General features: G+C 36.1%; 15 protein-coding genes and 2 tRNA genes. All 17 read left to right on the forward strand.

The features are described from left to right. The first annotated feature begins 108 nt into the window (after positions 1-108). Complete coding sequence (locus AZF08_RS16115; protein ID WP_033678178.1) at positions 109-483, forward strand: RidA family protein; 375 nt, start codon at positions 109-111, stop codon at positions 481-483. Between the two features lie 152 nt (positions 484-635). After that, complete coding sequence (gene spoVG, locus AZF08_RS16120; RefSeq protein ID WP_000454042.1) at positions 636-929, forward strand: septation regulator SpoVG; 294 nt, start codon at positions 636-638, stop codon at positions 927-929. Between the two features lie 373 nt (positions 930-1302). Beyond that, positions 1303-2682, forward strand: coding sequence for a bifunctional UDP-N-acetylglucosamine diphosphorylase/glucosamine-1-phosphate N-acetyltransferase GlmU (glmU, locus tag AZF08_RS16125; protein WP_033678180.1), 1380 nt, complete (start codon positions 1303-1305; stop codon positions 2680-2682). 18 nt (positions 2683-2700) lie between these two features. Next, positions 2701-3654, forward strand: coding sequence for a ribose-phosphate diphosphokinase (locus AZF08_RS16130; protein ID WP_000107420.1), 954 nt, complete (start codon positions 2701-2703; stop codon positions 3652-3654). Positions 3655-3726: 72 nt separating this feature from the next. Beyond that, a complete protein-coding gene (gene pth / locus AZF08_RS16135; protein ID WP_033678182.1) occupies positions 3727-4287 on the forward strand; it encodes an aminoacyl-tRNA hydrolase in 561 nt (186 codons plus the stop codon). 70 nt (positions 4288-4357) lie between these two features. Next, positions 4358-4582 (forward strand): anti-sigma-F factor Fin family protein, encoded by a 225-nt coding sequence (locus AZF08_RS16140; protein WP_033678183.1) that lies wholly within the window; start codon positions 4358-4360, stop codon positions 4580-4582. 106 nt (positions 4583-4688) lie between these two features. Then, on the forward strand, positions 4689-8219 hold the full coding sequence (mfd, locus tag AZF08_RS16145) for a transcription-repair coupling factor (RefSeq protein WP_033678185.1): 3531 nt from the start codon (positions 4689-4691) through the stop codon (positions 8217-8219). 135 nt (positions 8220-8354) lie between these two features. Then, positions 8355-8891 carry a stage V sporulation protein T gene (spoVT, locus tag AZF08_RS16150; RefSeq protein WP_033678187.1) on the forward strand — a complete coding sequence of 179 codons (537 nt, stop codon included), beginning with the start codon at positions 8355-8357 and terminating at the stop codon, positions 8889-8891. Between the two features lie 303 nt (positions 8892-9194). Further along, on the forward strand, positions 9195-10796 hold the full coding sequence (locus AZF08_RS16155; RefSeq protein WP_033678189.1) for a putative polysaccharide biosynthesis protein: 1602 nt from the start codon (positions 9195-9197) through the stop codon (positions 10794-10796). A gap of 12 nt (positions 10797-10808) precedes the next feature. After that, entirely contained in the window at positions 10809-12272 is a 1464-nt protein-coding gene (gene yabN, locus AZF08_RS16160) for a bifunctional methyltransferase/pyrophosphohydrolase YabN (RefSeq protein ID WP_033678206.1), read from the forward strand. A 12-nt stretch (positions 12273-12284) separates the two neighbouring features. After that, positions 12285-12560 carry an RNA-binding S4 domain-containing protein gene (locus AZF08_RS16165; protein WP_033678191.1) on the forward strand — a complete coding sequence of 92 codons (276 nt, stop codon included), beginning with the start codon at positions 12285-12287 and terminating at the stop codon, positions 12558-12560. A 58-nt stretch (positions 12561-12618) separates the two neighbouring features. Beyond that, the gene (gene yabP / locus AZF08_RS16170) at positions 12619-12927 is read left to right on the forward strand and encodes a sporulation protein YabP (RefSeq protein ID WP_033678193.1); all 309 of its coding nucleotides are present in this window, start codon (positions 12619-12621) and stop codon (positions 12925-12927) included. Next, positions 12924-13577 carry a spore cortex biosynthesis protein YabQ gene (gene yabQ / locus AZF08_RS16175; RefSeq protein WP_033678195.1) on the forward strand — a complete coding sequence of 218 codons (654 nt, stop codon included), beginning with the start codon at positions 12924-12926 and terminating at the stop codon, positions 13575-13577. The genes yabP and yabQ overlap by 4 nt, the downstream gene beginning before the upstream one ends. Continuing rightward, positions 13574-13933, forward strand: a complete 360-nt coding sequence (gene divIC / locus AZF08_RS16180; protein WP_033678198.1) for a cell division protein DivIC — start codon at positions 13574-13576, stop codon at positions 13931-13933. Before yabQ ends, divIC begins: the two co-directional genes overlap by 4 nt. A gap of 87 nt (positions 13934-14020) precedes the next feature. After that, positions 14021-14506: a S1 domain-containing RNA-binding protein gene (locus AZF08_RS16185; protein ID WP_033678200.1), complete on the forward strand. Its 486-nt coding sequence runs from the start codon at positions 14021-14023 to the stop codon at positions 14504-14506. 170 nt (positions 14507-14676) lie between these two features. Beyond that, positions 14677-14750: transfer RNA gene (locus tag AZF08_RS16190), tRNA-Met, on the forward strand. Between the two features lie 13 nt (positions 14751-14763). Then, a tRNA-Glu gene (locus AZF08_RS16195) sits at positions 14764-14835 on the forward strand. Positions 14836-14932 lie beyond the last annotated feature (97 nt).

Consider the following 14932-nt stretch of genomic DNA (forward strand, 5'->3'; position numbering starts at 1 on the left):
GTCTTACCACCCATTAGCACGATACAGCCTATTTATTTTAGAGGGTATGATGGGTGTTGTTTTGAAGGTTTGTACGTAAGGAAAATACAAAATAAAAGGGTGAGCAATGTGAAAGTAGTTCAAACAAATCAAGCACCACAAGCAATTGGTCCATATTCACAAGGAATTATTGTAAATAATATGTTCTATAGTTCAGGTCAAATTCCATTAACAGCAATTGGAGAACTTGTAACTGGTGATGTAAAGATACAAACAGAACAAGTATTTCAAAATTTACAAGCTGTATTAGAAGAAGCCGGTGCATCGTTTGATACGGTTATAAAAACAACTGTATTTTTGAAAGATATGGGTGATTTTAATGCTGTAAACGAAGTGTATGGGTCATATTTTTCTATACATAAACCAGCGCGTTCTTGTGTACAAGTTGCAAAATTACCGAAAGATGTTTCTGTCGAAATTGAAGTAATCGCCCTTGTAAAATAAAGCTTTGTAAGCGATAACGTCCATTAATCTCTATATTCAATTAAAATAAAAATTTTTATCTTAAAAATTTTTAAAAAATTAAAGGGAAAATAGAAAATTTGTGGAATTTATACAAACATATCGCTTATTTAGAAAAGGGTGGTGAACACAAGATGGAAGTGACTGACGTAAGATTACGCCGCGTAAACACAGAAGGCCGTATGAGAGCGATTGCCTCTATTACTCTTGACCATGAATTTGTTGTTCATGATATTCGTGTAATTGATGGCAATAATGGATTATTTGTAGCAATGCCAAGTAAACGTACTCCAGATGGGGAGTTCCGTGACATTGCACATCCAATTAATTCTAACACACGCTCTAAAATTCAAGATGCGGTTTTAACCGAGTATCACCGTTTAGGCGAGTTGGAAGAGGTTGAGTTTGAAGAAGCTGGAGCTTCGTAAAATTCGAATAAAAAGAGTTCGAATAAAAAGGGCTCTATAATTTTGTAGCAAACTCCTGTAAACACTTACAGGAGTTTGTTTTTTTATGTCTTTATTCATGAACAGTAGTAATTTCGTCTCAAAATGAAGTGAGAACAAAAAAACAAATGGAAAATTATCTTTGGAAGTTTTAATTGGTTCTTTGCATGGAAACTTCTAATTTTTTCAAAATCGTTCAAAATAGTATAGCTTATTTCCTAAAAAAAGATACTAAAGAGTAAAACATCTCGTAAGAAGTATGGTAAAATTTAATAGTTATGCTGTGTTTCTTGAAATATATAATGATTTAGGATAATATCTTTAATGGATAAATAGGTTGCGATGGAGGGTCTATATGTCAAACAGATTTGCAGTGATTCTAGCTGCAGGTAAAGGCACACGTATGAAGTCCAAGCTATACAAAGTGCTTCATCCTGTATGCGGAAAACCAATGGTACAGCATGTAGTTGATCAAGTATCTCAATTAGGATTGCAGAAACTTGTAACGGTAGTCGGACATGGTGCTGAAAAAGTACAAGAACAACTAGGGAACGTAAGCGAGTTTGCATTACAAGCAGAGCAACTTGGTACAGCACATGCTGTTGATCAAGCAGCTGATGTGCTTGCAAATGAAGAAGGAACAACTTTAGTTATTTGTGGTGATACACCTCTAATAACAGCAGAAACAATGGAAGCATTGTTAAAGCATCATGAAGAAGCAGGGGCGAAAGCGACGGTGCTAACAGCATACATAGAAGAACCTGCTGGATATGGCCGTATTGTGCGTAATGAAAACGGGCATGTCGAAAAAATCGTTGAGCATAAAGATGCAAATGAAGTAGAGTTAGCAATTAAAGAAATTAATACTGGTACGTATTGTTTTGATAATAAAGCTTTATTTGCTTCACTTTCTAAAGTTTCAAATGATAATGTTCAAGGTGAATACTACCTTCCAGATGTTATTGAGATTTTGAAAAGTGAAGGTCATATTGTATCGGCTTATCAAACGGAGCATTTTGATGAAACGTTAGGTGTTAACGACAGAGTCGCTCTATCGCAAGCGGAGATTATTATGAAAAATCGTATCAACCAAAAGAATATGGTAAATGGTGTGACAATTATTGATCCAAATAACACATACATTTCTACAGATGCAATTATTGGCAGTGATACAGTTCTTCACCCAGGAACAGTTATTGAAGGGAAAACTGTAATTGGTTCTGATTGTGAAATTGGACCACATACAGTAATACGCGACAGTGAAATTGGAGATCGTACGACAATCCGTCAATCTACTGTACATGATAGTAAGATTGGTTTAGAGGTTTCGGTTGGTCCATTTGCACATATTCGCCCAGACTCAGTTATTGGCGACGAAGTACGCATTGGAAACTTTGTTGAGATTAAAAAGACTGTTTTTGGAAATAGAAGTAAAGCTTCACACTTAAGTTATATCGGGGATGCACAAATTGGAGAAGACGTGAATCTTGGCTGTGGTTCAATTACGGTGAACTATGATGGCAAGAATAAATTTAAAACAGTTGTTGGAGATGGCGTATTTATTGGTTGTAATTCAAACCTTGTCGCTCCTGTAACAGTTGAAGATGGTGCGTATGTGGCGGCAGGCTCTACAATTACAGAGAATGTTCCATCAAAAGCATTATCTATTGCACGTGCACGTCAAATTAACAAAGAAGACTATGTTGATCAATTGCTGAATAAGAAAAAATCATAATGTGGAGGGTTAATCTAGATGTCGACTCAATATCTAAATTCTAATTTGAAAGTATTCTCTTTAAACTCTAATAAGGAGCTTGCAGAGCAAATTGCAAAGCACATTGGAGTAGGCTTAGGAAAATGTTCTGTTGACCGTTTTAGTGATGGAGAAGTTCAAATTAACATTGAAGAAAGTATTCGTGGTTGCGATGTATTCATTATTCAATCTACAAGCTTCCCAGTAAACGAACATATCATGGAATTACTTATTATGATTGATGCATTAAAACGTGCATCTGCAAAAACAATCAATATTGTTATTCCTTATTATGGTTATGCGCGTCAAGACCGTAAAGCGCGCTCTCGTGAGCCAATTACATCGAAACTTGTAGCAAACTTGCTTGAAACAGCAGGTGCAACTCGTGTAATCACTCTAGATTTACATGCTCCACAAATTCAAGGGTTCTTTGATATTCCAATCGACCACCTAATGGGTGTACCGATTCTTTCAGATTACTTCGAGACAAAAGGTCTTAAAGATATCGTAATCGTATCACCTGACCACGGTGGTGTAACACGTGCAAGAAAAATGGCGGATCGCTTAAAAGCACCAATTGCCATTATCGATAAACGTCGTCCACGTCCGAATGTATCGGAAGTTATGAATATCATCGGTAACATTGAAGGTAAGACAGCAATCTTGATTGATGACATCATTGATACAGCTGGTACAATTACATTAGCAGCAAACGCTCTTGTTGAGAACGGCGCTTCTGAAGTATATGCTTGCTGTACACACCCAGTTTTATCTGGTCCAGCAATTGAGCGCATCCAAAACTCAAATATTAAAGAGTTAGTTGTAACAAACTCTATCGTATTACCAGAAGAGAAGAAAATTGATAAAGTACACGAACTTTCTGTTGCTCCATTAATCGGGGAAGCAATCATTCGTGTTTACGAAGAAGAATCCGTGAGTGTATTATTCAATTAATTGGATAGAATGAGACGTAACCAAATTTGGTTACGTCTTTTCGTATCGTAAAAAGAAAGTAGTGGTACAAGAATGAAATTAATAGTAGGACTTGGGAACCCAGGTAGAGAATATGAATTAACAAGACATAATATTGGATTTATGGCGATTGATGAACTTGCAAAACGATGGAATATTTCTTTAAATGAGCAAAAATTTAAAGGTTTATTTGGAGCGGGATTTGTTAATGGGGAGAAAGTAATTTTATTAAAGCCACTTACATATATGAATTTGTCTGGAGAAAGTATTCGTCCCCTTATGGATTATTATAAAATTGATGTGGAAGATTTTGTTGTCATGTATGATGATCTAGATATCCCTGTAGGTAAATTACGTCTTCGGATGAAAGGTAGTGCTGGCGGGCATAATGGCGTGAAGTCAACAATTTCTCATTTGGGTACGCAGGAATTCCAACGCATTCGTATGGGAATCGATCGTCCGAAAAATGGTATGAAGGTAGTGGATTATGTATTAGGTCGATTTACAACAGAAGAAATAACGGATGTAAATCAATCTATTGAAAAGGCTGCGGATGCATGTGAAGAATGGTTAAAGAAACCGTTTCTTCAAATTATGAATACTTTTAATAGTTAATGTCTGAAATTGGAATATTTTATGTTATTTCTATCCATACTAATAGTAATTGTACATTTAGGAGGATAGTATGGACGGACATTATTACTGCAGACATTGTGGGTGTAACATAGGTTCCATTACCGTAGAAAAGGTATATAGCAAAGTTTTATTTCAACTAACAGAGCAAGAAAGGTTGGATATGATTCATTTTCATGAAAATGGAAATATATATATAAAAACGATTTGTGAATCGTGCCAAGAAACGCTCTCATCTCATCCTGAGTACTATGAGTATGAAAAGTTTTTGCAATAAAATGTTGTCGCTTTGGCGTGTCCAAAGCATTTTTCTGTTTTCTTTTTCCAAAATATTTGCATAAAAATATATTAGCTTGCTCTTTATGTTGAGAGGAGTTTTAAAAATGATAGGGTTATTAGAGCGATTTTATAAAAATAAAGAAATACAATCCATTATCAATGGTTTAGAAGAAGGGTTAAAAGAGCAGCTTGTTTCCGGTATGGCAACTTCTTCACGTTCTTTGTTAATGGCTGCTTTATATAAAAAAACAAAGCAGTCACAGCTTGTTGTCACGCACAACTTATATCAAGCGCAAAAAGTATATGAGGATTTAGTATCACTGCTTGGTGAAAAAGATGTGTGGCTATATCCAGTTAATGAATTAATTGCATCGGAAATTGGAGTTGCGAGCCCGGAACTTAAAGCGCAGCGGATTGAGGTATTGAATCGTTTAGCGATGGGCGAAAATGGTATTATTGTTGTCCCAGTTGCTGGATTGCGTAGATTTTTACCAATAAAGGAACTATGGAAGCAAAAACAAATTGAAATCAGCCTAGGGCAAGAGGTTGATTTAGATGCATTGCTTCATACGTTGCATCATATTGGTTATGAACGTAAATCGATGGTAGAGGCACCTGGAGAATTTAGTCTACGCGGGGGGATATTGGACATTTATCCTTTAACTGAAGAATTACCGTTGCGTATAGAGTTCTTTGATACGGAAGTAGACTCCATTCGTTCATTCGATGTAGAAGAACAACGCTCTCAAGATAAAAAGGAGAGTGTGCGTTTTGGTCCTGCAACGGAGTTTCTATTTTCAAAAGATGAGTTAAAACTAGGAGTGGAACGTCTTGAAGAAGGGTTAATGAAGACGATGCAGAAGCTCTCTGATGATAAAATCAAGACAGCAGTACTTGAAACAGTGAGTCATGAAATAGAAATATTAAAAAACGGACAGAACATAGAGCAAATGTTTAAATATTTATCTATCTTCTACAAGGAACATGCTAGTCTAATAGATTATTTACCTGAAAACGGTGTTGTCATTTTAGATGAAATTTCGCGTATCCAAGAAACTGCATCTCATCTTGAGACGGAAGAAGCTGAATGGTATACATCACTTCTTAGTGAAGGGGCAATTATTCAAGATTTGGTGTTCTCTCATCAATTTGAAGGGTTCTTACATCATAAAAAAAGAAGTTTTGTATATTTGACATTATTTTTACGTCATATTGCGCACACACATCCGCAAAACATTGTAAATGTAACATGTAAAACAATGCAGGATTTCCACGGACAAATGCAGTTATTAAAAACAGAAATTGATAGGTGGACTGAAGGGAATTTTACAACGGTTGTATTAGGGACAGATGAAGAACGTGCAAAAAAATTACAACATATTTTAAGTGATTATGATATCGAAGCGGATATTATAGAATCTACAGATATATTACTTCCCGGTCGTCTACAAATCGGTGTTGGTGATTTGCATGCAGGATTTGAAATGCCTATGCAAAAGCTTGTCGTTATTACAGAAAAAGAACTTTTTCATAAAAAGGTAAAAAAATCGCAACGTAAACAAAAACTATCAAATGCAGAGCGCATTAAAAGTTATTCAGAGCTAAAGGTTGGCGATCACGTTGTTCATGTGAACCATGGTATTGGTAAATTTTTAGGGATTGAAACATTAGAAATTAACGGTGTCCATAAGGATTACTTGAATATTAAATATCAAGGAAACGATAAGTTATATGTACCAATTGAACAAATCGATCAAGTTCAAAAATATGTAGGATCAGAAGGTAAAGACCCGAAAGTTTATAAATTAGGCGGAAATGATTGGAAAAAGGTAAAAACAAAGGTAGAAAAATCTGTACAAGATATTGCAGATGATTTAATCAAATTATATGCAGAGCGTGAGGCTTCAAAAGGCTATGCATATACACCAGACACTGCAGAGCAACAAGAGTTCGAATCATCCTTCCCATATCAAGAGACTGAGGATCAATTACGTTCTATTGAAGAGATTAAGAAGGATATGGAACGCGAGCGTCCGATGGATCGACTTCTTTGTGGTGATGTTGGATATGGGAAAACAGAGGTGGCAATTCGTGCTGCATTTAAAGCAATTATGGATGAAAAACAAGTTGCGATCTTAGTTCCGACAACAATTCTTGCGCAGCAACACTACGAAACAATTCGAGAGCGTTTTCAAGATTATCCAATTAATATTGGGTTGTTAAGCCGATTCCGTACGAGAAAACAGCAAAACGAAACAATTAAAGGTTTAAAAGATGGGACAGTGGATATCGTCATTGGAACGCATCGTATTTTATCAAAAGATGTAACTTATAAAGATTTAGGTTTGCTTATCATTGATGAAGAGCAACGATTTGGCGTTACGCATAAAGAGAAGATTAAACAATTAAAAGCGAATGTAGATGTACTAACATTAACAGCAACACCAATTCCACGTACGCTTCATATGTCTATGTTAGGTGTACGAGATTTATCTGTTATTGAGACACCACCAGAAAATCGTTTCCCTGTACAAACATATGTGGTGGAGTATAATCCAGGATTAATTCGAGAAGCGATAGAACGTGAACTTGCAAGAGGCGGACAAATCTATTTCTTATATAACCGTGTTGAGGATATTGAAAGAAAAGCAGATGAAATTTCGATGTTAGTTCCAGATGCGCGTGTGACGTATGCACATGGAAAAATGAATGAAGGAGAGCTAGAATCTGTCATGCTATCATTTTTAGAGGGGCAGCATGATGTTCTTGTAAGTACAACCATTATTGAAACAGGTGTGGATATCCCGAATGTAAATACATTAATTGTATTCGATGCAGATCGTATGGGGCTATCACAGTTGTATCAGCTTCGTGGGCGTGTGGGACGTTCGAATCGTGTTGCTTATGCATACTTTGCCTATAAGCGTGATAAAGTGCTCTCAGAGGTCGCTGAGAAGCGTTTGCAGGCGATTAAAGAGTTCACAGAACTTGGATCTGGATTCAAAATTGCAATGCGTGATCTATCAATTCGTGGTGCAGGTAACCTATTAGGGGCTGAGCAACATGGATTTATTGATTCTGTCGGATTTGACCTGTATTCTCAAATGTTAAAAGATGCGATTGAGCAGCGCAAAGGAACGCAGGGAATTGAGAATACAATTGATGTTGAAATTGATTTAGAAGTGGATGCATATTTACCAGACGCTTATATTTCTGATAGTAAGCAAAAAATTATGATGTATAAACAATTTAGAGGTGTCTCTACAATTGAGGATATTGAGGAATTACAAGAAGAAATGATTGATCGTTTCGGTGATTATCCGCAAGAAGTAGGATACTTATTGCAAATTGCAAATATTAAAGTGCTGGCAATAAAAGAACGAATTGAGCTTATTAAACAAACGAAATTTGAAGTTGCATTTTTATTCTCAGAGCAAGCAAGTCAAAATATTGATGGTGGAAAATTATTCATGCTTGGCAATAGTTTTGGTCGCATGATCGGTTTAGGTATGGAGGGGTCACGTTTAAAAGTTGTCATGAAAACGAATGGATTAGAAACATCAAAGTGGTTAACAATTGCTGAAAATTTATTAAAAGGCTTGTCTGACGTGAAAAAAGAAGTAATAAATGCCTAAAACAAAATAAAAAATGTAATTCGGCGTGCATAGAAGAACTAATGTGTAAAATACTATGTCTAACAGTTGGTGATTTTTACATGAACAGGTAAATTCACCACTTTCATCATCAGTAGAAAGTGAGGCAGCATTAGAATGAAAGCAACTGGAATCGTACGTCGAATTGATGATTTAGGTAGGGTAGTAATTCCGAAAGAAATTCGTAGAACTCTTCGTATTAGAGAAGGGGATCCACTAGAGATTTTTGTTGATCGCGATGGAGAAGTGATTTTGAAAAAATATTCTCCAATTAGTGAGCTAGGTGACTTTGCAAAAGAATATGCTGATGCTTTATATGATAGTTTAGGACATAATGTACTCGTATGTGACCGTGATTCCATTATTGCGGTATCGGGAGTATCTAAAAAAGAATACTTAAATAAAAGTGTTGGCGACTTAATTGAAAAGACAATGGAAGGTCGAAAGTCTGTTGTTATGACAGACGAAAGCGAAATTTCAATTATTGATGGGGTAACTGAAAAAGTTAGTTCTTATACAATTGGCCCAATTGTTGCAAATGGAGATCCAATTGGTGCTGTTATCATCTTTTCAAAAGAAGTTATTATAAATGAAGTAGAACATAAGGCGGTAAATACTGCGGCAAGTTTCCTAGCCAAACAAATGGAGCAGTAGTAAAGTGGATTTTTATGGGTGGCAATCTTTCTTAATTATGATTATTTCCTTATGAGAAAGTGGCATTATTGCTTGGAAGATAGGATTTACTTTCGTGAAAAGGTAGCATCTCTTGCTACCTTTTTTCATTGTATAAAGTGAAATTTTACTCAGTGGTATCTTGCTTTCTACCGTTCATCTGTACTTTTGCTGTATTTAGAGGGGCTTATCGCTCGTAAATAGCGGGCAAAATTGAAATAGAAGCCTGTCCTTTTCTTTGTGATATAATACGAGGGATGAGAATAGGAAAAGGAGTTTTCTCGTATGGAAGCAAAGAAGTACCAAGCTTTTTGGCGTGGGGCTATCATATTAACAGTAGCAAGTTTTGTTACAAAAGTATTAAGCGCTTTTTACCGTATTCCCTATCAAAATATAGCGGGGGATGTAGGGTTTTATATTTATCAACAAATTTACCCTTTTTATGGATTTTGTTTAATTCTCGCTACTTATGGTTTTCCCATTATTATTTCTAAAATGGTGGCAGAGCGTTTGGAACAAGGTAAGCCAAAAGAGGCAGAAGGAATTATTTGTGTTTCATTTTGGTTTTTATTGGTTATTGGTTTTATAGGCTTTTTCACATTGTTTTTTGGAGCCCACGCGATTGCATTGGCCATGGGTGATGTGTATTTAGATAAATTGATACGGGTTATTGCATTTTCATTCTTGTTAATGCCTTTTTTATCTGTTGCGAGAGGATATTTCCAAGGTTTTAATGATATGATGCCGACAGCTGTGTCACAAGTAATTGAACAAACAATCCGTGTTTCAATTATTGTATTTTTGTCACTGTTTCTTATGGCGCATGGATTTGATTTATATACAGTTGGGGCAGGAGCTATGTTAGGTTCGATTGCAGGTGGCCTCATTGGTATAGTCGTACTTTTATTTTACATGCGTCATGATTTTCAATCGATTTTCTTTCAAGGATGGACAAGTATAAGAAATAAGAAAAAGATAATTCGCATTCTTTTTTGGCAAGGTATAGCTATTTGCATTAGCAATTTAGTTTTGATTTTTATACAAATGGCAGATTCAATTTCGTTTTATACTTTACTTATTAAAGCGGGGGAGCCAACGGAAATCGCAAAAGTATTAAAGGGTGTTTATGATAGAAGTATTCCTCTTATGCAACTTGGAACGGTTGTGACGACTTCATTTTCACTTTCGCTCATTCCTATTATTACAGGAGCAAAGGAGAGAGGCAATCTTTCGTTTATTCGAGAAAAGGTGCAGTTAGCAATGAAGATTACATTCGTAATTGGACTTGCAGCATCGCTTGGATTAGCATGTATCATGAAACCGACAAATATTATGCTGTTTGAAAATAGTGAGGGGTCAGGTGTGTTAGCTATTTTAGCTCTCTCCATTTTATTTAGTTCGTTATCTATTACAACAGCTGCCATCTTACAAGGATTAGGTCAAATCTTAAAACCAGCGCTGTTTGTTGTATTTGGAGGATGTTTAAAGTTGTTGCTCAATTATATGTTAATGCCATATTTCGGTGTAACAGGGGCAGCAATTGCGACACTAATTGCACTTATGGGCATTGTATTGTTAAATAGTACCTTGCTTATTCGAGTTATAGAGGAACCGCTTATTCATAAAAGTAATATACTAAGTGTAATAACCAGTGGAGCAGGTATGGTTTGTGTATTAATGGTATTTATGCGTGTGTATGAAGGGTTTGGAATAGCGAGTGAGGAAGGATATAGAGGATTAGCGACAATGGAGGCCTTCTTAGGTGTATCATTTGGCGGGTTGACATATATTTTTCTGATTTTGAAAATGCGTGTTTTTACAAAGAAAGAATTAGGAACTGTAATGAAGCAAGAAAAAGGACAAGCTTCATTGAAGAAGAGTGGATAGAGGTGAATGGTTGTGAGTGGAGTAATTACTGTTTTAGGATTAGGTGCTGGTGAATTAGATCAGCTGACAATGGGTGTGTATCGAAAAATAAAAGAAACCGACCATATGTACATTCGTACAAAGGAACATCCTGTTATAGAAGAACTAGAAAAAGAAGGAATTACGTACACGGCTTTTGATAATGTGTATGAAGCGCATGATACATTTGAGATTGTATATGAAACAATCGCGAATACATTGTTGGAAAGAGCGAAAGGGAAAGAGATTATTTATGCAGTCCCTGGTCATCCACTTGTTGCGGAGAGAACTGTTCAGTTACTTTTGCAAAAAGGAAAAAGTGAGCAAGTTGAGATTCGAATAGAAGGTGGACAAAGCTTTTTAGATCCAATGTTCGCTAGTTTGAAAATTGACCCCATTGAAGGATTTCAACTAATTGACGCTACATCATTTGCAAGAGGACAATTAGAATTACGCCAACATTTGATTTTCTGCCAAGTATATGATGCTTTTGTTGCATCTGATGTGAAGTTAACATTAATGGACATGTTGCCTGATGAGTATGAAGTATACATTGTAACGGCAGCGGGGACTTCATTTGAACAAGTAAAAAAGGTACCGTTATATATGTTGGATCATGAAACGGAATTGAATAATTTAACAAGTGTGTATGTGCCACCGGTCACAGAGCGAAAATCTTTATATCAACAGTTTGATGTACTTCGGGAAATTATTGCGGAGCTTCGTGGACCAAATGGTTGCCCATGGGATAAAAAACAGACACACCAGTCTTTAAAGAAATATTTAATTGAAGAAGCGTACGAAGTGTTAGAAGCAATTGACGAGGAAGACGATGCTCATCTAATTGAAGAGCTTGGTGATATACTCCTGCAAGTTATGCTACATGCTCAAATCGGGGAAGATGAGGGCTGGTTCTCTGTCGATGATGTTATCCGTACACTCTCTGAAAAAATGGTGCGTCGTCATCCGCATGTTTTTGGGGATACAAATGTAGATAATGCAGAAGAAGTTGTTTCCAACTGGGAAGAAATTAAAAGGCAAGAAAAAGGAAATGTAAGGGAATCTGTTTTAGCAGGAATTCCAAAAAGTTTACCACAATTAATGCGTGCCAATGAACTGCAAAAAAAGGCTGGAAAAGTTGGTTTTGATTGGGTTGATGTGCAACCAATGCTGGATAAAGCAATAGAAGAATGGGAAGAGTTTCAACGAGAAGTTGTGAAGATGGATAAAGAGAAAATGCTAGGTGAATTTGGAGATTTATTATTTGCTTTTGTAAATATAGCTCGCCACTATAAATTAAATCCAGAAGAAGCACTTCATAAAACAAATGAAAAATTCATGAGTCGCTTTCTGTATATGGAAGCGAAGGTAGCTGGAATGAATAAGGAAATGCAAGAATTAACATTAGAACAACTGGACGTTTTGTGGGAGGAAGCAAAGCGGACAGAGAATCAATAAGGGGGAAATGCGATGCGATTAGATAAATTTTTGAAAGTATCACGTTTAATTAAGCGAAGAACACTGGCGAAAGAAGTAGCTGATCAAGGGAGAATTATGATTAATGGACAAGCCGCAAAGGCAAGTTCTGTAGTCAAAGTAGATGATGAGTTAACGATTCGTTTCGGTCAAAAAGTAGTAATTGTACAAGTGAGTGAATTAAAAGAAACAACTAAAAAAGAAGATGCGTCTAATATGTATACGGTAGTTCGTGAAGAGAAAATAAAAGCGGAAGAAGGCTTGTTCTAAAACGTTTTTCTCCCTCATACATTACTATTAGATAGTATAAAGCTATGGGGGGATTTGCGTGAATAAAGGCTACTCAGCTATGTCTTCTAATCAGCAAAATGTTTCTGTAGAACATGATATTGTGATGCGTGGTAGACGTGTAATTGATATTACAGGTGTAAAGCAAGTAGAGAGTTTTGATAGTGAAGAGTTTTTATTAGAAACCGTAATGGGTTTTTTAACGATTCGTGGACAAAATTTACAGATGAAAAATCTAGATGTAGAGCAGGGGATTGTGTCTATTAAAGGGAAAATTCATGAGATGCTGTATATTGATGAGAACCAAGGGGAGAAAGCTAAAGGATTCTTTAGTAAGTTGTTTAAATGAGCTTGACAGTTCAACTCTATACAATGCTTTCTATGATCGGAATGGGTGCTTGGATTGGAGCATCATTAGATACATACCAACGCTTTTTAAAGCGCGCGCAGCGTAGGCGTTGGATTGTATTTATACATGATATACTATTTTGGGTTGTCCAAGCACTGTTTGTCTTTTATGTATTATTGCTTGTTAATGAAGCTGAATTACGTGTATATGTTTTTGTGGCGTTGCTATGTGGTTTTGCAGCGTATCAAGGTCTGCTGAAATCATTGTATATGCAAGTATTGAATTTTCTTATTTATGTTTTTGTGCAGACAGTACAATTTTTTATTCAAATTGTACAGCTACTTATGATAAAACCTGTTATTATTATAGCGCAGCTTAGTATTGCATTTATATTATTTATATTTCGTATACTATTTTCAATTGGGCGTGTATTGTGGAAATGTTTTATTTGGATATTACTTTTCATATGGAAAGTTTTTTTCTGGCCTGTTCGATTTATTGTTTTGCTCATATGGAAACTTCTCCCTAACCGTGTTACACTTTTTATAAAGAAACATACAGGGTTCCTGCAATATATAAAGAATTTGAAGAAGTATATCTTCCTCGTATGGGAGCGTATAAAAAAGAAGTTAGGGGGACCTCGGAAATGAGGGAACTAAAACAAAGGTCGATCGGAGAACAGAATCCAAATCCTGTTAAAGAACATATAATACGAACGAATGAAAACAGGAGGCGAATTTATCGCCGTTTAGCAGTTTTCCTTGTCTTTGCATTTACGATTATTGCGAGTATTAGTGTGACATTTTATCAACAAAATAATTCTATTAAAGCAAAAGAAGTGAAAGTCAAAGACATGAAAAAAGAATTGGATTCATTAACGAAGAAAGAAAAAAAGTTAAAAGATGATGTTCAAAAGTTAAATGATGAAGAGTATGTTTTAAAGATTGCTAGAAGGGATTATTTCTTCTCCGGAAAAGGAGAGATAATTTTTCCTGTTTCTAAGTAAGACATGTCTTATTGACACTATATTTTAGGATTATATATAATAAAGTAAAATTTGACTTTTTAACCACTAAGGAGGAGCATTTTTTTTATGTCAATCGAGGTAGGCAGCAAGTTACAGGGTAAAGTAACAGGTATTACAAATTTTGGGGCTTTTGTGGAGCTGCCAGAAGGCTTAACGGGTCTTGTTCATATTAGTGAAGTAGCTGACAATTATGTGAAAGATATTAATGATCACTTAAAAGTAGGCGACCAAGTAGAAGTAAAAGTTATTAATGTTGAAAAAGATGGCAAAATTGGTCTATCTATTAAAAAAGCGAAAGAACGTGAAAGAACAGAGGGAGAGCGTCCGCGTGGTGAATACCAACGCGGTGGCGATCAACAACGTTCTGGACGTCCACAACGTAATCGTTCTTTTAACAAAGATAACCGTGGTGGCCGTGATAACGGCGGCAATCAAAAAGAAACATTTGAGCAAAAGATGGCACGCTTTTTAAAAGATAGCGAAGATCGTTTAACTTCTTTGAAGCGTAATACAGAATCAAAACGTGGTGGCCGTGGCGCTCGTCGCGGATAAAACGAACGTTTTATTCTTAACATATAGAGAGGTGCCCGGAGTAAGTTACTCAGGGCGCCTTTTTATGTGAATGAATGTATTTTATAAAAGGATAAAAAACTTTTTAAAACGTGTTGACTTTGAGGTGGATTTGATATAAGATACTAATTGTCCGTTAAATAAGACGACATGGCGGTGTAGCTCAGCTGGCTAGAGCGTACGGTTCATACCCGTGAGGTCGGGGGTTCGATCCCCTCCGCCGCTATATTTAATTTAACGGCCCGTTGGTCAAGTGGTTAAGACACCGCCCTTTCACGGCGGTAACACGGGTTCGAATCCCGTACGGGTCATCTAAAAAGATCATGCATATATGCATGATCTTTTTTTGTTTAAATAAGCACAACCCTTCTACAAAAACAACCTTCATTTTCTGAATTTCCCGTCGTG

The sequence above is a fragment of the Bacillus gaemokensis genome (assembly GCF_001590835.1).
Lineage (GTDB): Bacteria > Bacillota > Bacilli > Bacillales > Bacillaceae_G > Bacillus_A > Bacillus_A gaemokensis.